This window comes from Streptomyces olivaceus (genome assembly GCF_000721235.1).
GTDB lineage: Bacteria > Actinomycetota > Actinomycetes > Streptomycetales > Streptomycetaceae > Streptomyces > Streptomyces olivaceus.
In genome coordinates this window covers 66054-82868 of record NZ_JOFH01000009.1, presented here as the reverse complement: position 1 = coordinate 82868, position 16815 = coordinate 66054, and the positions used below count along the sequence as shown (strand labels likewise).

The following is a 16815-nucleotide window of genomic DNA, read 5'->3' as shown; positions in this document are numbered from 1 at the left end:
GGGTACCTCTCTGGGAAGTTCTGCGGAGGGCGCTCAGCGGGCCGCGCGGGCCCCGGCCGGCAGCCAGGAGAAGGACTGGGCGCTGGGGGCGTCGCCGGGCTTGTACTCCAGGCCGACCCAGCCGTCGTATCCGGCCTTCGTCAGGCGGTCGAGCAGGTCCTCCAGCGGGAGGGAGCCCGTGCCGGGGGCGCCGCGGCCCGGGTTGTCGGCGATCTGGACGTGGCCGGTCTTCGCGGCGTACGCGTCGATCACCCGCGGCAGGTCCTCGCCGTTCATGGACAGGTGGTAGAGGTCCATGAGGAACTTGGCGTTGCCGAGTCCGGTGGCCTCGTTGACCTTGTCGACGACCCCGACGGCGGCCGGCGCCGACACCAGCGGGTACCGGGGCGACTCGGGCTCGTTGAGCGCCTCGACCAGCAGGACGGCGCCGATCCGGTCGGCCGCGCGGGCGGCGAGGGCCAGGTTCTCCAGGGCCAGCCGGTCCTGCTCGGCCGGGTCCACGCCGTCCACGCGGTTGCCGTACAGGGCGTTGAGGGCCGTGCAGCCCAGCGACCCGGCGAAGCCGGCGGCCACGTCGATGTTGGCGCGGAAGCGGTCGGACTCCTCGCCGGGGATCGACAGCGCGCCCCGGTCGGGTCCGGGCAGCCGTCCGGCGTAGAAGTTGAGCCCGGTGAGCCGGACGCCCGCGTCCTCGACGGCTGCCTTCAGGGCGTCGAGTGCGGACTGCTCGGGGGTGGGCGAGTCGATCCACGGCCACCACAGCTCGACCGCGGTGAAGCCGGCCGCGGCGGCTGCCGCCGGACGCTCCAGGAGCGGGAGTTCCGTGAAGAGGATCGACAGGTTGACGTTGAAGCGCTGGTCTGCGAATCCCATCGGATGCCGCGCTCCCTTCCGTTTCGATCGATATTCCGCAATACGGAAGATGCTTTCTGCTTAATGGAAGATTGCCGGTGGGGTGTCGCCGTTGTCAAGAGGGGGGCGGCGGAAAACGGTCACCGGGCGTTAGGTTGACGGCGTGCGATTGAGACTGGAGTTCACGACCGAGCCCTTCGACCTGGACGAGGCGCCCGCCCACGCGGTGGTGGCCCGGGAGGTCGTCGAGTCGGCGGAGCTGGACGCGGTCGACGTCGGCCCGTTCGGCAACACCGCGGAGGGCGGCGCCGACCAGGTGCTCACCGCCGTGGACGCGCTGCTGCGCCGCTCCCTGGAGGCCGGCGCCACCCGTATCTCGCTCCAGGTCAACGTGGTCGGGGGAGACGCCGAAGGAGAGGGGGAGCGGTGACCGGCCCCGCCGAGGAGCCGTTCCTCGCGGCCGTCAAGCCCCTGGTCGACGCCATCGGCGGCGAGATGCTGCCGCCGGACGAGGCCGGGCGGGACGACGTGGTGCTCGCCTGGGAGGGTGCCGACGTCGTCGCCGTGCGCCTGCCGCAGCTGGCGGACTCCCTGGATCACATCCTGAGTGCCATGGAGCGCCGGCAGGGCCGGCCGCTGGCCGACCTCGACCGCCGGACCAAGCAGGAGGTCGTACGGACCCTGGAGGCGCGCGGCGCCTTCGCCGTACGGCACGGAGTGGAGACCGTCGCGAGCGCGCTCGGCGTCAGCCGCTTCACCGTCTACAACTACCTCAACCGTGAGAAGGGCACCTGACCTGCACGGTTCCCGCCCTCTTCGAGCCGCCGCCCGGCGAGGGGGCGGCGGCTTTTCCCGCGCCAAATTTTCAACAAACTGTTGACGGCTTGTTTCGAAGGGCGTTAGCTGTCCGGCACGCCCGTTCAGTACAAGGCCACGGAGGCTCCCGTGACGTCCACCTTCGCGTCGGGCCTGGCCCGGTTCAACGCCCTCGACGAGCCGGCGGCACGCGCCGAACTCCACGAGGCGTGCGCCGCCACGGCGTGGGTCCGGCACCTGCTCGCCGCCCGCCCCTTCGCCACCACCGACGACCTGTACACCGCGAGCGACGCCGCCACGGCCCGGCTCACGGCGGACGACCTCGCCGAGGCGATGGCCGGGCACCCGCCGATCGGCCGCCCCCGGCCGGGCGACCCCACCTCGTCCCGCGAACAGGCGGGCATGTCGGGCGCCGCCGAGGAACTCAAGGCGGAGATGCTCGAACTGAACCTGGCCTACCAGGAGAAGTTCGGCCACGTCTTCCTGATCTGCGCCACCGGCCGGACCGGCGAGCAGATGCGCGACGCGGTCAAGGAGCGGATCGGCAACTCGCCCGAGCAGGAGCGGGAAAACGTCCGCACCGAACTGGGCAAGATCAACCGCATCCGCCTGACCCGACTCGTCGAACAGGACGCCCGACCATGAGCACCAGCACCACCGCCTCCGTGTCCACGCACATCCTGGACACCAGCGCCGGCCGCCCCGCCCGGGGCGTCCCCGTCCACCTCGCCGCCCGCGCGGGCGCGGAGGCGGACTGGCGGACGCTCGGCGCCTCCGCGACCGACGCCGACGGCCGGTGCAAGGACCTCCCGGCCCTGCCGGAGGGCACCACCCACGTACGGCTCGGCTTCGACACCGAGGCGTACTTCACCGAGGCGTACTCCGCCCAGAAACAAGCCGCGGCCCAGCAGGACGCCCCCGCGCTCCGGGACAGCGAGAACGACCGGCCCGTGTTCTTCCCCGAGGTCACCGTCGCCTTCGCGGTGGTGCCCGGCGAGCACTTCCACGTTCCGCTGCTGCTCAACCCGTTCGGCTACTCCGTTTACCGAGGGAGCTGACCGACACATGACCCGATTCGTCCTGGGACAGAACCAGTACGGCAAGGCGGAGAACCGCGTTGTCAAGATCACGCGTGACGGCGACACGCACCACATCAAGGACCTGAACGTCTCCGTCGCCCTGTCCGGCGACATGGAGGAGGTCCACCGCAGCGGCTCCAACGCCAACGTCCTGCCGACCGACACCACCAAGAACACCGTGTTCGCCTTCGCCAAGGAGCACGGCATCCGCAGCGCCGAGGACTTCGGCGTCCGGCTCGCCCGCCACTTCGTGGACGACAACGAGCCCATCCGCCGGGCCCGCATCCGGATCGAGGAGTACGGCTGGGAGCGGATCGAGACCTCCAAGGGCGGCGCCCGCTTCGTCGGCGCCGAGGAGATCGCCCACTCCTTCGTCCGCACCGGCCAGGAGACGCGCGTCGCGCAGATCACCTACGACGGCCACGGCATCCAGGTGCTCTCCGGCTTCAAGGACCTGACCGTCCTGAACTCCACCAACTCCGAGTTCTTCGGCTTCCTCAAGGACAAGTACACGACCCTTCAGGAGGACTACGACCGCATCCTCGCCACCACCGTCTCCACCTGGTGGCGGCACAACTGGGACGGCGCCGACCCGCACGCCCCCGACTGGGACCGCTCCTACGGCGGGGTGCGCAAGCACGCGCTCCAGGCCTTCGCCGAGACCTACTCGTACTCCTTGCAGCAGAACCTCTTCGAGATGGGGGTACGGGTGCTCAACTCCCGCGACGAGGTGGACGAGATCCGCTTCTCGATGCCCAACAAGCACCACTTCCGCTCGGACCTGTCGCCCTTCGGGATCGACAACGAGGCCAAGGACGGCGCGGTCTACTACGCCGCCGACCGCCCCTACGGCCTGATCGAGGCCACCATCCTGCGCGACGGCGCCGAACAGCTGATCCCGGTCGACATGACCAACCTCTGACACGAAGGGTGTGGTCCCGGGGCCGGCCGGCCCCGGGAGCGCATCCGTCCCACTCCCTCGGCACCCGGAGCCGCCGCACGGTTCCGGCACTCAAATCCTCCCAGGGTCCTGCCGTGCCCTCCCCGTGGGTACCCGACTCTCGCCCACGGGCCGCACCGAAGACAAGGAAGCAGCATGGCAGCAACTCCCGGCACCTCACCGGCAGCCGAGCGCACCGTCATCGAGAACTGTGCGATCGCCACCGTGGACGCGGACGACACCGAGTACGCCTCGGGCCATGTCGTGATCGCCGGCAACAGGATCGAGTCCGTGGGCGCGGGACGGGCGCCCGAGGGCCTGGGGAACGTCGCGGCGCGGATCGACGCGACCGGACACCTCCTCACGCCCGGCCTGGTCAACACCCACCACCACTTCTACCAGTGGCTCACCCGGGGCCTGGCCACCGACCACAACCTGTTCGACTGGCTGACCGCGCTGTACCCGACGTGGGCGCGCATCGACGAGCCGATGGCCCACGCGGCGGCCCAGGGCTCCCTCGCCATGATGGCCCGCGGCGGCGTCACCACCGCCATGGACCACCACTACATCTACCCGCGCGGCACCGGCGACCTCTCCGGCACGATCATCCGCGCCGCCCGCGACATGGGCGTCCGCTTCACCCTCGCCCGCGGCTCCATGGACCGCGGCGAGTCCGACGGCGGGCTGCCGCCGGACTTCGCGGTGGAGAGCCTGGACGACGCGCTCGCCGCCACCGCCGCCACCGTCGAGGAGCACCACGACCCCTCCTTCGACGCCATGACCCAGGTCGCCGTGGCCCCCTGCTCGCCCTTCTCCGTCTCCACCGAACTGATGCGCCAGGGAGCGGAGTTGGCGCGCCGGCTCGGCGTGCGGCTGCACACCCACGGCTCGGAGACCAAGGAGGAGGAGAAGTTCTGCCACGAGCTGTTCGGCATGGGCCCGACCGACTACTTCGAGTCCACCGGCTGGCTCGGCGAGGACGTGTGGATGGCGCACTGCGTCCACATGAACGACTCCGACATCGCCGCGTTCGCCCGCACCGGCACCGGCGTCGCCCACTGCCCGTCCTCCAACGCCCGCCTGGCCGCCGGGATCGCCCGCGTGCCCGACCTGCTCGCCGCCGGGGTCCCGGTCGGCCTCGGCGTCGACGGCACCGCCTCCAACGAGTCCGGCGAACTCCACACCGAACTGCGCAACGCCCTGCTGGTGAACCGGCTCGGCGTCCACGGCGAGGCCGCGTTGAACGCCCGCCGGGCGCTGCGCCTGGGCACGTACGGCGGCGCGCAGGTCCTCGGCCGGGCCGCAGAGACCGGCTCCCTGGAGGCGGGCAAGCTCGCCGACCTGGTGCTGTGGCGGATGGACACCCTCGCCCACGCCTCGATCGCCGACCCGGTGACCGCCCTGGTCCTCGGCGCCGCCGCCCCGGTCACGGCGTCGTACGTGAACGGCCGCCGGATCGTCGAGGACGGCAGGCTGCTCACGGTCGACGAGGACGCCGTCGCCCGCGCCACGAGGGACGAGGCCCGCCGCCTGGCCCGGCTCGCCGCGACGGCCTGAACCGCGTACGGCCCCGTACGCGGCACCACTTGAGCTCCGGCCGGGAGGGACGGCTTCCGGCCGGTAGCCGTGGACCCCAGCGGTCCCACGGCAACCGACTCCGGGGCGTGCGCCCCCGCGCGCACGCCCCGGAGCGGCCTTCCGTTTCCCGAACGGTCCGTCCGCACCGGTCCCGCACGACCACCACTCGCACCACCTCCCTGACACCCGCGTCAGAGCCGACGTGTAACCGACCGGAGGAACGCCGCCGTGGCCGACCACCCAGTTGACGAGAAACTCCCGCCCCTCAAGATGGCGACGACCGGCCTCCAGCACGTGGCCGCGATGTACGCCGGAGTCGTCGCCCCGCCCCTGATCGTCGGCGCGGCCATCGGCCTGACCGCCGCCGAACTCACCTTCCTCACCGGCGCCTGCCTGTTCACCGCGGGCCTCGCCACCTTCCTGCAGACCCTGGGCATCTGGAAGATCGGCGCCCGGCTGCCCTTCGTCAACGGCGTCACCTTCGCCGGTGTCGCCCCCATGACCGCGGTCGTCGCCTCCACCGACGACAAGTCCGACGCGCTGCCGATCATCTTCGGCGCGGTCGTCGTCGCGGGACTCCTCGGCTTCCTCGCCGCCCCCGTCTTCTGCAAGGCGATCCGCTTCTTCCCGCCGGTCGTCACCGGCACCGTCATCACCCTCATCGGCATCTCCCTGCTGCCCGTCGCCTTCGACTGGGCGCAGGGTCCCGCCCCCACCGCGGACGACTACGGCTCGGCCACCAACCTGGGCCTGGCCGCGCTCACCCTCGTGATCGTCCTGGTCCTGCGCCGGTTCACCCGGGGCTTCGTCAAGCAGATCGCCGTCCTCCTCGGCCTGATCGCGGGCACCCTCCTCGCGATCCCCTTCGGCGTCACGGACTTCGGGCCGGTCGCCGACGCGGACGTGATCGGCTTCCCCACCCCGTTCCACTTCGGCGCCCCGCAGTTCCAGATCGCCGCGATCGTCTCGATGTGCGTCGTGATGGTGGTCTCTATGACCGAGTCCACCGCCGACATGCTGGCCCTCGGCGAGATCGTGGGCCGCCCGGCCGACGAGAAGACCATCGCGGCCGGCCTGCGCGCCGACACCCTCGGCTCGGCGGTCAGCCCGGTCTTCAACGGCTTCATGTGCAGCGCCTTCGCCCAGAACATCGGCCTGGTCGCGATGACGAAGATCCGCAGCCGCTACGTCGTCGCCGTGGGCGGCGGGTTCCTGGTGCTGATGGGCCTGTGCCCGATGGCCGCCTCGCTCATCGCCGTCGTACCGCGCCCGGTGCTCGGCGGGGCCGGCGTGGTGCTGTTCGGGTCGGTCGCGGCGAGCGGCATCCAGACCCTGGTGCGGGCGAGCCTGGACAAGGACAACAACGTCCTGATCGTGGCCGTCTCCCTGGCCGTCGGCATCATCCCCATCGCGGCCCCGGACTTCTACCACGCGTTCCCGGAGAACGCGAAGATCATCCTGGACTCGGGCATCTCCACGGGCTGCGTCGCCGCCGTCCTGCTCAACCTGGTCTTCAACCACATCGGCGGCGGCCGCGAACGCGACGCCGAGGACGTCACCCACCCGATGGAGGCAGGCGACGAGCTGACCGAGTCGTCCAGGGCAGCGGCGGCCCCGTGAGCACTGGTGAGTGGCGTGATCCCTTCCCGCCGGCCCAGTGCCCCACCCGGCGGCCGGGGCGTCACACCTTCCGCGGGGAGGCCAGCAGGTAACGGGACCGGGAGCGCGGCTCGGTGTGCTCCCCGACGTGCCAGCCCGCCCGCTCCAGCGTCTCCGTGTACGCCCGCAGCGCTGCGGCGTCCGGGCCGTGCACGGCGACGGCCTCCGGCTGCGGCGTCGCGCGCACCCGGTACCCGCCGCCGTCACCGTCCTCGTCGCCGCCGTCGTCGCCGTCCGGGCCCGCCGGACGGTGCCCGGCGGCCTCCAGGGCGAGCGCGGCGGCCCGCACGAGGTGCGACCGCTCCCACGCACAGGGCCGGTCCGTACTCCCGTCGGGATGCGTCATCCGCCGCAGTTCGAGCAGCCCCTGCCAGGCGCCCCGCACCTCCCGCAGCCGCGCGTCCCCGGCCGCCCCCGCGACGGACGGTTCACCCCCGACCCGCGCGGCGAACACCTCACGCGCGGCCGGCGCGGGGGACACGTCCTGGGAGACCGCCGCGGACGCCTCCGGGATCTCCGGCTCGCCGCCCGCCTCCCGTATCCGGTGCCCGGCCGGCGTCAGGAAGTGGTCGTGCGGCGGGCGCGGGTGCCGGAAGGCGAGCCCCCGCTTCACCAGCCCCGCGAGCTGCGCCTCCGTACCCCGCAGGCGTCCGGTGCCGGGATCGGCGGCCTCGAGGACCCGCCGCTGGGCAGGAGTGGGCGACAGGGCCACGGCACGCCCCCCTTCCGTCTGGTCGGCTCACCGGTGACGCCTTCGAAGACTACGACGGAGGTCTGACATTCCAGGCGGCGATCACCGGCCGCCCGTGCTCCGTGCCCAGCCGGCACAGCGTCCCGGTGCCGAGCTGGAAGAGCGCCCCGTGGGACGAGGGAAGGCCCAGGTGCCGCGCGGTCAGCACCCGCAGGAAGTGACCGTGCGCGACCAGGACCACACACCCCTCGGTGTTGTTCAGCGCCGCCTCCGCCGCGGCCAGCACCCGGTCGGCCCGCTCACCGACCTGCTCGGGGGTCTCGCCCGGGTGCTCCGGCGGTCCGGGCGCGACGCCGTCCGTGAACAGGAACCACTCGGGCCTGGTCCGGTGGATCTCGACCGTCGTGACGCCCTCGTAGCCGCCGTAGTCCCACTCGTGCAGGTCCGGCTCGACGCGCACGTCGTGCAGTCCGATCAGCTCGGCCGTCTCCCGGGCCCGCTGGAAGGGGCTGACGAAGGCGGCCCCGATCCGGTGCGAACGGATCAGCGGCACCAGGCTCCGCGCCTGCTCCCGCCCCTTCTCGGTCAGCGGGACGTCCGTCAGCCCGGTGTGCCGCCCGGACCGCGACCACTCGGTCTCGCCGTGCCGGACCAGAAAAAGATCACCCATGCCCTCCAGGCTACGACCGGGCGCCGCACCCCGGCGCTCTGGCCTGGCGGAACACCCGCCGGGCCGCTACTGCCGGTACCCGCTCAGGAACCGCCCGATCCGGCCGATCGCCGCCTCCAGGTCGTCGGCGTACGGCAGGGTGAGGATGCGGAAGTGGTCGGTGCCCGGCCAGTTGAAGCCGGTGCCCTGGACGACCTGGATCTTCTCGCGGAGCAGCAGGTCGAGGACGAACTTCTCGTCGTCGTGGATGCGGTGGACCTTCGGGTCGATCCGCGGGAAGGCGTACAGCGCGCCCTTGGGCTTGACGCAGGAGACGCCCGGGATCTCGTTCAGCCGCTCCCAGGCCACGTCCCGCTGCTCGCGCAGCCGCCCGCCCGGAGCGGTCAGCTCGCGGATGGACTGCCGGCCGCCGAGCGCGGCCTGGATGGCGTACTGGGCGGGGGCGTTGGCGCACAGCCGCATGGAGGCCAGCATGGTCAGGCCCTCCAGGTAGTCCTTCGCGTGCTGCTTCGGGCCGGTCACCACCAGCCACCCGGAGCGGAAGCCCGCCACCCGGTACGTCTTGGAGAGGCCGCAGAAGGTGAGGACCACCAGGTCGGGGGCGAGGGACGCGGCCGAGTGGTGGACGGCGTCGTCGTACAGGATCTGGTCGTAGATCTCGTCGGCGAAGACCATCAGGCCGTGGCGGCGGGCGAGGTCGAGGATGCCCTCGACGACCGCCTTGGGGTAGACGGCGCCGGTGGGGTTGTTGGGGTTGATGATGACGACCGCCTTGGTGCGGTCGGTGATCTTCGACTCCATGTCGGCCAGATCGGGGTACCACTCCGCCTGTTCGTCGCACAGGTAGTGCACCGCCCTGCCGCCCGAGAGGGTCGTCACCGCCGTCCAGAGAGGGAAGTCGGGGGCGGGGATCAGGACCTCGTCGCCGTCCTCGAGAAGAGCCTGTACGGCCATGGAGACCAGCTCCGAGACGCCGTTGCCGAGGAAGACGTCGTCCACGTCCACCTCCAGGCCCAGGGCCTGGTAGCGCTGGGCGACGGCCCGGCGGGCGGAGAGGATGCCGCGCGAGTCGGTGTAGCCGTGCGCCTGCGGCAGCATCCGGATCATGTCCTGGACGATCTCCTCCGGCGCCTCGAAGCCGAAGAGCGCCGGGTTGCCGGTGTTGAGGCGCAGGACGCTGTGGCCCGCCTCCTCCAGTGCGTTGGCGTGCTCGATCACCGGGCCGCGGATCTCGTAGCAGACCTCGCTGAGCTTGTTCGACTGCCGGAACTCCATGCGCGGCTTCCCTCCGGAATCTTGTGTTGCTTGGTTTTACCAAGTAGCAGCTTGGAAAGTCCAACAACTTGTCTACACTGCGTCGCATGTCACCACGCGCTCGCCGTAGCTACGACCAGTTCTGTTCCGCCGCCCGGGCGCTCGACGCCGTCGGCGACCGCTGGACCCTGCTGATCGTCCGGGAGCTGCTCGCGGGACCGCGGCGCTACACCGACCTGCACGCCGACCTGCCGGGCGTCAGCACCGACGTACTCGCCTCGCGGCTGAAGGACATGGAGCGCGACGGGCTCACCACCCGGCGCCGGCTGCCGCCGCCCGCGGCGGCGTACGTCTACGAACTCACCGCGCGGGGACGCGCCCTGCTGCCCGTCCTTGAGGCGCTCGGCGCGTGGGGCGCCGCGGAACTGGGGGAGCGGCGGCCCACCGACGCCGTACGCGCGCACTGGTTCGCGCTGCCCCTGCTGCGCGCGCTGCGGGAGGCCGGGGCGGGGGAGGGGGTCGTCGAAGTCCGGCTGGAGGAGGGGACGTTCCACCTGTACGCCGGTGAGGCGGAGGACGGCCCCGCGTACGGCGACGGGCCCGCGCCCGGGGAGCCCGACGCCCGGCTCGTGCTGGACGCCGCGACGTGCGCGGCGCTGGGCCGCGGGGAGACCGGACTGCGGGACGCGGTGCGCGCCGGGCGCGTCGAGGTGACCGGCGACGGCACGGCGGCCAAGGCACTGCGGGAGGGATGAGACGGCGGGAGGGGTGAGACGGCGGGAGGCCCGCCCCGACGAGCGGGGCGGGCCTCCCGAGGGGCGGTCAGGCGCCCGGCGGTGTCCGCGACGGCCGGCCCGACCCGCGGGTCAGCGCGTAGCCGCCGATGCCCGCGAGCGCGGCCAGCACGGCACCGATCCCGGTCCACACCCAGCGGTCGGACCACCAGCCCGACGACCATCCGTCCTCGGGCTCGATGGCGGACAGGACGGCGTTCCGCTCCCCGTCCTCCTCGCCGTCGGCGTCCTCGTCGTTCCCGGACGTCACCGCGATGCCCGGCACCAGCGGCTCGGCCAGCGCACCGTCCACCGCCGCGGCCCCGCCCATGTCCTTGGAGTCCACCTGGACCTCGGTGGAGACCGGGACGCCGAGGTCGGAGGCCGGCAGGTTCACCGCGGTCAGCCGGATGTAGTACGTGCCCGGCAGCGGGTCGTTGGCCCACGGCTCCGACCAGGCGCGCACCGTGCGCAGCACGCAGGCCAGCTCCAGGGACGAGGCGCCCGCCTGCGCGGTGCGGGTCTCGGCGCCCCACTGGCAGGCCTGGCGGCGGCGCAGGCCGTCGTACACGTCGATGCGCCAGGTCTCGGCGGCATGCGTCTCGGGCAGCTTCACCGTGGCCCGCACGGTGGGCCGCTGCCCGGCGTCGGCCGGGAACGACCAGTACAGGTAGTCACCGGCGGACCCGCCCGCCGTGGCCTGCTGCCCCTGGTCGATCTCGGTCGCCGTGCGGAAGGACGTGCCCGCCACGGTCGGCCCGTCGCCGTCCCCGCCGCCGGAGGGGCTCGCGGAGGGCGAGGAGTCGGCCGCCGCGGGCCCCGCGGCGAGACCCAGTGCGACGACAGCGGCACTCAGCACTCGGGTGAATCGCATCAGTTGGTCCTCCAGACCGCGAACCGCCAGCGCGACAGCCAGCCCCACAGCAGACCGGCGAGGAAGCCGACCAGCACCAGCAGGCCGAGCAGCCACCAGCCGCGTCCGAGGCCGAAGGAGGCCACGTCGTCGGAGTCGGACGGACCGTCCACGACGTCGACCGTCAGCTCCAGCGGCAGGCCCGGCGTGGTCTTCACGCCGGAGGCCGGGGAGAAGGAGTTGGTGACCTGGAGGCACACGGCCTCGGGCGCGGCGTCCTCCTCGTCGCTCTCGGCCTTCGGGTAGCGCAGCCCGGTCGAGAGCACGTCGGTGCGGCCGTTGCCCGCCGCCTCGCCGCGCACGATCTCCCGGCCGCTCGCCGTCACCGCCCGCAGCAGCACCCCGTGGGAGGGGTTCACGGCCCGGTCGGCGCTCACGCTCACCGAGGCCCGCAGTTCCCGGCCCGGCTCCACGTCGACGCGGTACCAGCGCTGCTGGCCGAACTCCTCGCGGTCGGTGTACAGCCCCGACTTGAGCGTCGGCGCCTTCGCGCACGCGTCCGCGCCCTCGGTGGCGACCGGCGTCACCACCGGGTCGGCCGCGCGGTCCACCAACTGGTTGACCTTGTCGGTCAGTTCGTCGGCGTGCTCGACCGAGGTGTACGTGCCGCCGGTCGCCTCGGCGATGCAGCTGAGCTGCTTGCGCAGCTTGGTGTTGGGGACCAGGCCCAGCGTGTCGATCGTGACGCCGATGCCCTTGGCGGCGATCTCGCGGGCCACCTCGCAGGGGTCCAGCGGCGCGCAGGTGTCCTCGCCGTCGCTGATCAGCACGATGCGCTTGGAGCCGTCGCCGCCGTCGAGGTCGTCGGCGGCCTTCAGCAGCGCGGGGCCGATCGGCGTCCAGCCGGTGGGCGACAGGGTCGCGACCGCCGTCTTCGCCTCGGTGCGGTCCAGCGGGCCGACGGGATAGAGCTGCGCGGTGTCCTTGCAGCCGGTCTTGCGGTCGTCGCCGGGATAGTCCGCCCCCAGCGTCCGGATGCCCAGCTGCACCTCCTCAGGCGTCGCGTCGAGCACCTCGTTGAAGGCCTGCTTCGCCGCGGCCATCCGGGTACCGCCGTCGATGTCCCGCGTCCGCATCGAGCCGCTGACGTCGAGCACCAGGTCGACCTTCGGCGCGTCCTCACCCGTGGGTTCCCCGGCTGCCGCTCCGGCCGGGAACGCCATCCCGGCCGTCAGCGCGGCGAGCAGGGCACAGGCACCCGCCGCCAACCGTGTTCTTGTGATCATCGGCGGATCCTATTGAGCGGGGGTGCCGGGCTCCAAAACGAGACCGCGGCGACACCCCGACGTCACGTCGTGTGCAGCGGGTTGGGCAACTCGGTCCACAGGTCGCCCGTGCTCCGCGGTGAAGTCCGCATCAGCGTCAGCGACTTCACGGGTAGACGCTCCTCGCGCAGGGCCACGAGGTCGGGCGTACCCGGAAGTTCACCCACGGCCGCCTCCAGCGCCCCGCCGAGCGCGGTTCCCGAACCGGCCGTCGCCGCCAGCGCGCCGCACACGAGCGAACCGAACAACTTGCGGCGCAGCGCCACCGGTTCGTCGGTGAGCATCCGCGCGGGCAGCTCGGGGACGGCGATGCCGTGCCGGGCGAGCCGGGCGGGGGAGACACGGATGTCGGCGAGGTCGCGGTAGACCAGGCGCAGCGGCTCGCCGGAGGACGAGAGCACCACCAGAAGGTTCTGGCCGTGCGCCTCCAGGGCCACGCCCAATTCCAGCAGCCGCAGCCCCACGCCGAGGGCCAGCCGTGCGAACGACGCCAGCCACGCGGGGGAGTCCGGCAGCCCGGTCGTGGTCAGCGCGGCCACCGGGACCACGTGCTCGCCGGGCGCCGCGAACACCCGGGGCGACTCGCGCAGTACGGCGGCCAGGTCGGGCGAACCGGCGGCGACCGCGCCCAGCGTCCCGGTCACGTGCAGCAGTCCGTCCAGCCGTTCGGCCAGCGCCTGCCCGAAGTCGGAGACGTCCGCCGACGCGCCGATCGAGGCGACCGAGATGTCCCGCACCGAGGAGGTCAGCCGGGCACTCAGCGCCGTCTTGACGTGCGGCCCGCCGGGCACGGCGAGCGTCCGCAGGGACATCAGCGGATGCGCGTCGAGCCCCTGCGAACCGGTGTCCTCCTCGCACGTCCCCTTGAGCACGTGCGCCGCCTGCCACGGGTGCACCGGCACCAGCAGCCGCGTCCCGTCCCGCAGTTCACGCGGCCACACCCCGGACACCAGGCAGGCCTCCGCCGCGACCGGCACCAGCCCAAGCCGCACCACGGGCCCGTACTCCGGCCCGTAGGCGAGCTGCTCCGCGACCGAGAAGCCGGGCCGCGAACGGCAGTTGGGATGGTACGGGTGCCCGTCGACCACCCGCCGCTCCCAGCCCCAGTCGCTGTCCGGCCACGCGTCCGGGCCACGAGCCAGGTCGTCCTCCCCGACGGCAACGGATTGGGCCGCCCGCGAGAGCGCCAACGACGCGACACTGTGCCCGAGTTCGGCGGCGAACCCGTCGCCCTGCGGCACCCCGAGGTCGGTCACCAGCCGCGCCGGGTCGTCGTACGCGGCCCCGTCGATCCGCACGGCCGGCACGTACGCGTCCGTGCGGTAGGGATCGGCGGCCGGTCCGGTCAGCCGCCGCCCGTCGCGCAGCCGCAGGACGAGCCCGTCCCCGGCGCGCTCCCGGCCCGTGATCCACGGCAGCGGCTCGTGCGCGAGGGCCCGCCACAGCCGGGACAGCACGGCCGCGCGGGCGCCGGGCAGCCGGGCCGTGCAGAGATCGACCAGATCGGGCCGGACGGCGGCCAACTCCTCGACGACCTCGGCCTCTGCGCTGGGGGGACGGTGCACGGGCAGACTCCTCGGGTACGGATACGGCGTCACTCCGCAAGGACGACAGCAGACATACTGATCTTTCCCGACCCCTCCGCCATGGACCGACCGTAGGGAACGAGTGGAACGCGTGGATCTCCTGCCCCCGGCGCCCGGCGCCGACCCCGCCCGGCGGGACGACATCCCGGCCCGCGCCGACGCCTACGCGGCCGTACCGCTGCTGAACTGCCTCCTGCGCGAGGTGGCCGAACCGGTGCGCACCCCGACACCCCGGCCGGTGTACCGGCTGCCGGGCGGCAGACTGCTGCGCGTGCGCGCGGGCCGGCGCCCCGCCGAACCGGAGCTGCGCGCGGCGGGCGCCTGGCACCGCCTCGGCCACGCCGAGCTGGTGAAACTCGTCGCCGAGGAACTGCGCCGGCACACCGGCCTGGCCAACCACGAGCTGCCCACCGAGATGACCGACAGCCGCGACGCGGTGGCCGCGCTGCTGACGGCCCGCGCGCGTGCCACCCCGCCCGACGACCCCTACCTCCGTTCCGAGCAGTCCCTCCTCACCGGCCACACCCACCACCCCGCGCCCAAGGCGCGCGGCGGCGGCCCGCACGCCGACTGGCTGCCGTACGCGCCCGAGGCGTACGCCCGCTTCCCGCTGACGCTGCTCGCCGTGCGTGCGGACGCGGTCGTCGACGAGGGCGACACCACCGCCCTGGACGCCCTCGGCGAAGCCCCGCCCGGCTACCGGCTGTTGCCCGCCCACCCCTGGCAACTCGATCTGGCGGCACAGTCCCTGGCCCCCGCCTTCGCCGACGGCCGCCTGATCCGCCTGGGCGCGACCGGCTCCCCGGTGTGGCCCACGGCGGCGATCCGCACGGTGTACGCGCCGGAGCGCGACCTGTTCCTCAAGTTCAGCCTCGACGTGCGCATCACCAACGACATCCGCCGCCTGTGGCGCCACGACCTGCTCAAGCTGCGCCGCACCGACACGGCCGCCACCGAGGCCTTCGCCGCGCTCGGCACCCCGGCGGCCTGGCTCGCCGACCGCGGCCACCGCACCGCGGACTTCGCCTACGAGGAACTGGCCGTGGTCGTCCGCGACGGCTTCCGCCCCCACCTCGTCCCCGGCGCGACCCCGCTGTTGGCCGCCGCGCTGGTGGAGGACCTCCCGGACAGCCCGCTGGCCAACGCCGGTGACCCGGCGGCCTGGTGGGAGGCGTACCTCGCGGCCGTCGTCCCGCCCGTCCTGACCGCCTTCGCCGCGGGCGGCGTCGTCGTGGAGGCGCACCTCCAGAACACCGTGATCGCCGTGGACGCGGCGGGCACGCCGGTCCAGGCCCTCTTCCGCGACGCGGAGGGCGTCAAGCTCCTGCCGGACACGTCCCGGGAGGCGGGCTGGGAGCGCCTGGTCTACTGCCTGCTGGTCAACCACCTGCTGGAGATCGCGGCGGCCCTCACCGAGCACCACCGGGGCTTCGCCCCCTGGCCCGCCGTCCGCCGCGCCCTCACCCGGCACGACCTCCCCGAGATCCCCGCGCTCCTGGCCGCCCCCACCCTGCCCGGCAAGACCAACCTCCTGCTCCGCTGGACGGGAGCGGACGGCGCGGACGCGCGCTACCTTCCGGTGCCGAACCCGCTGTGGGTGCCGGTGGTGTAAGTGAGGAAGTGCGTCCAGCTCGCCGGAGACACGGCGAGCTGATCGCCGTCCCGCACCTTGGAGTCACGGACATGCACGGTGCCGGGGCAGGGGGCCACCTCGACGCAGTCGCCTTCACTGCCGCTGCTGTAGCTGGACTTCCGCCAGGACAGGGCTACTTCGACGCAGCTGTCTCCTTGCGAGCCGCTGTGACTGCTCTTGAACCAGGCCAGGTCGGACGTGTTCATAGCGCTCCTCGCATTCGCTTCAACAGGCCCAGGGAGTCCTCTGGAGTCAGGGCCTGTGAACGCATCTTGGCATAGCGCTGGTGGAGCACGCTGATTTCCTTACGATCGGTGATCAGCCGCCCGTTCTTCTGCCCCTCGGAGTAGCCGAACCACCGATTGTCCGGCGCTTCTGCCAACTGCATCGGCCCGTCCAGCCCCGCATGTACCGGCTGCCGCAGCGGCATGAGTTGGAACTCCACGTTCCAATGCTGCTCAACGGTGGACAGCAGGTGGTCGTACAGCTCCCGCGTCACCTCCTCGCCACCCGTGTGGCGTTCCAGCACCGCCTGCTCCACGATGAAGCTGAACGCCGTCGGAGGCTTCCGGTCCGTCGCCAGCAGGGCATGCCGCGCCATGCGTGCCGCGATCCGGTCGTTCATCTCCTCCTCGGCGGGCAGCGGCGGCACGCTGAACGACACCGCCCGCGCGTACCCCTCCGTCTGCAACAACCCCGGAACCACCCGGCATTCGTACGTGTACAGGCTCACCGCCTCCGCCTCGAAGCGCGCCCACTGCCTGAACCAGCTCGCCAACCCCGGCTGCCGGGACAGATGCCGTGCCGCACCCCTCAGCGCACCGAACGCGTCCAGGACCTCCTCCGCGCGGTCCACGAAGTCCCCCGGAGGGAACCGCCGGCCCTGCTCGATCGAGGCCACCGTCGGCAGCGAGTACCGTACGCGCGGCGCGAACTCCTCCTGCGTCAGTCCCGCCCGCTTGCGGAACGCCTTGACGACCTCGCCGAACGTCCGCAGACTGTCCGACCGCTCCGGTTCCCCGCCCCCGCAGAGCGTTTCCACGCCACCCGCACTGTCCGGCATCCAGGACACCTCCCCGCATGTACGCCCACTTCAGGCCAACCCG

General features: G+C 72.7%; 18 protein-coding genes. 9 read left to right on the top strand and 9 right to left on the bottom strand.

The genetic code is table 11. The features are described from left to right. Positions 1 to 33: 33 nt before the first annotated feature. Positions 34 to 873 carry a TIM barrel protein gene (locus tag IG94_RS0112245; protein WP_031034569.1) on the bottom strand — a complete coding sequence of 280 codons (840 nt, stop codon included), beginning with the start codon at positions 871 to 873 and terminating at the stop codon, positions 34 to 36. A gap of 142 nt (positions 874 to 1015) precedes the next feature. Here IG94_RS0112245 and IG94_RS0112240 point away from each other — a divergent pair, with 142 nt between their 5' ends. The 7 genes from IG94_RS0112240 (at position 1016) to IG94_RS0112210 (ending at position 6885) form a co-directional block, all read left to right on the top strand. After that, positions 1016 to 1282 carry a YkoF family thiamine-binding protein gene (locus IG94_RS0112240; protein WP_031034567.1) on the top strand — a complete coding sequence of 89 codons (267 nt, stop codon included), beginning with the start codon at positions 1016 to 1018 and terminating at the stop codon, positions 1280 to 1282. After that, positions 1279 to 1647, top strand: coding sequence for a helix-turn-helix domain-containing protein (locus tag IG94_RS0112235; protein ID WP_031034566.1), 369 nt, complete (start codon positions 1279 to 1281; stop codon positions 1645 to 1647). The genes IG94_RS0112240 and IG94_RS0112235 overlap by 4 nt, the downstream gene beginning before the upstream one ends. A gap of 150 nt (positions 1648 to 1797) precedes the next feature. Continuing rightward, entirely contained in the window at positions 1798 to 2313 is a 516-nt protein-coding gene (gene uraD / locus IG94_RS0112230; RefSeq protein ID WP_031034565.1) for a 2-oxo-4-hydroxy-4-carboxy-5-ureidoimidazoline decarboxylase, read from the top strand. Beyond that, positions 2310 to 2726 (top strand): hydroxyisourate hydrolase, encoded by a 417-nt coding sequence (gene uraH / locus IG94_RS0112225; RefSeq protein ID WP_031034564.1) that lies wholly within the window; start codon positions 2310 to 2312, stop codon positions 2724 to 2726. The genes uraD and uraH overlap by 4 nt, the downstream gene beginning before the upstream one ends. A 7-nt stretch (positions 2727 to 2733) precedes the next feature. After that, positions 2734 to 3669 (top strand): factor-independent urate hydroxylase, encoded by a 936-nt coding sequence (gene pucL, locus IG94_RS0112220; RefSeq protein ID WP_031034562.1) that lies wholly within the window; start codon positions 2734 to 2736, stop codon positions 3667 to 3669. Positions 3670 to 3843: 174 nt separating this feature from the next. Beyond that, positions 3844 to 5244 carry an 8-oxoguanine deaminase gene (locus IG94_RS0112215; RefSeq protein ID WP_031034561.1) on the top strand — a complete coding sequence of 467 codons (1401 nt, stop codon included), beginning with the start codon at positions 3844 to 3846 and terminating at the stop codon, positions 5242 to 5244. A gap of 249 nt (positions 5245 to 5493) precedes the next feature. Then, positions 5494 to 6885, top strand: a complete 1392-nt coding sequence (locus tag IG94_RS0112210) for a nucleobase:cation symporter-2 family protein (protein WP_031034560.1) — start codon at positions 5494 to 5496, stop codon at positions 6883 to 6885. A 61-nt stretch (positions 6886 to 6946) separates the two neighbouring features. On the opposite strand, the gene IG94_RS0112205 is transcribed toward IG94_RS0112210, so the two are convergent. The 3 genes from IG94_RS0112205 to IG94_RS0112195 form a co-directional block, all read right to left on the bottom strand. Next, on the bottom strand, positions 6947 to 7636 hold the full coding sequence (locus IG94_RS0112205; RefSeq protein WP_031034558.1) for a hypothetical protein: 690 nt from the start codon (positions 7634 to 7636) through the stop codon (positions 6947 to 6949). 49 nt (positions 7637 to 7685) lie between these two features. Continuing rightward, on the bottom strand, positions 7686 to 8285 hold the full coding sequence (locus IG94_RS0112200) for a histidine phosphatase family protein (RefSeq protein WP_031034557.1): 600 nt from the start codon (positions 8283 to 8285) through the stop codon (positions 7686 to 7688). Positions 8286 to 8351: 66 nt separating this feature from the next. Beyond that, on the bottom strand, positions 8352 to 9560 hold the full coding sequence (locus IG94_RS0112195; protein WP_031034556.1) for a pyridoxal phosphate-dependent aminotransferase: 1209 nt from the start codon (positions 9558 to 9560) through the stop codon (positions 8352 to 8354). A gap of 86 nt (positions 9561 to 9646) precedes the next feature. On the opposite strand from IG94_RS0112195, the gene IG94_RS0112190 reads away from it, so the two are divergent. After that, entirely contained in the window at positions 9647 to 10294 is a 648-nt protein-coding gene (locus IG94_RS0112190) for a winged helix-turn-helix transcriptional regulator (protein ID WP_031034555.1), read from the top strand. A gap of 67 nt (positions 10295 to 10361) precedes the next feature. On the opposite strand, the gene IG94_RS0112185 is transcribed toward IG94_RS0112190, so the two are convergent. The 3 genes from IG94_RS0112185 to IG94_RS0112175 all read right to left on the bottom strand — a co-directional run bounded on the left by IG94_RS0112185 (position 10362) and on the right by IG94_RS0112175 (position 14055). Further along, positions 10362 to 11186, bottom strand: a complete 825-nt coding sequence (locus tag IG94_RS0112185; RefSeq protein WP_031034553.1) for a hypothetical protein — start codon at positions 11184 to 11186, stop codon at positions 10362 to 10364. Next, positions 11186 to 12451 carry a VWA domain-containing protein gene (locus IG94_RS0112180; RefSeq protein ID WP_031034552.1) on the bottom strand — a complete coding sequence of 422 codons (1266 nt, stop codon included), beginning with the start codon at positions 12449 to 12451 and terminating at the stop codon, positions 11186 to 11188. The genes IG94_RS0112185 and IG94_RS0112180 overlap by 1 nt, the downstream gene beginning before the upstream one ends. Positions 12452 to 12513: 62 nt before the next feature. Next, complete coding sequence (locus IG94_RS0112175; protein WP_031034548.1) at positions 12514 to 14055, bottom strand: IucA/IucC family protein; 1542 nt, start codon at positions 14053 to 14055, stop codon at positions 12514 to 12516. A gap of 103 nt (positions 14056 to 14158) precedes the next feature. Between IG94_RS0112175 and IG94_RS0112170 the strand changes: the two genes are divergently transcribed. Further along, positions 14159 to 15688, top strand: a complete 1530-nt coding sequence (locus IG94_RS0112170) for an IucA/IucC family protein (protein ID WP_031034546.1) — start codon at positions 14159 to 14161, stop codon at positions 15686 to 15688. Here IG94_RS0112170 and IG94_RS0112165 read toward each other — a convergent pair. Both IG94_RS0112165 and IG94_RS0112160 read right to left on the bottom strand, forming a co-directional pair. Then, positions 15646 to 15915 (bottom strand): DUF397 domain-containing protein, encoded by a 270-nt coding sequence (locus tag IG94_RS0112165; protein ID WP_031034543.1) that lies wholly within the window; start codon positions 15913 to 15915, stop codon positions 15646 to 15648. The genes IG94_RS0112170 and IG94_RS0112165 overlap by 43 nt on opposite strands. Next, positions 15912 to 16772, bottom strand: a complete 861-nt coding sequence (locus IG94_RS0112160) for a helix-turn-helix domain-containing protein (RefSeq protein ID WP_052410651.1) — start codon at positions 16770 to 16772, stop codon at positions 15912 to 15914. Before IG94_RS0112160 ends, IG94_RS0112165 begins: the two co-directional genes overlap by 4 nt. Between the last annotated feature and the right edge of the window lie 43 nt (positions 16773 to 16815).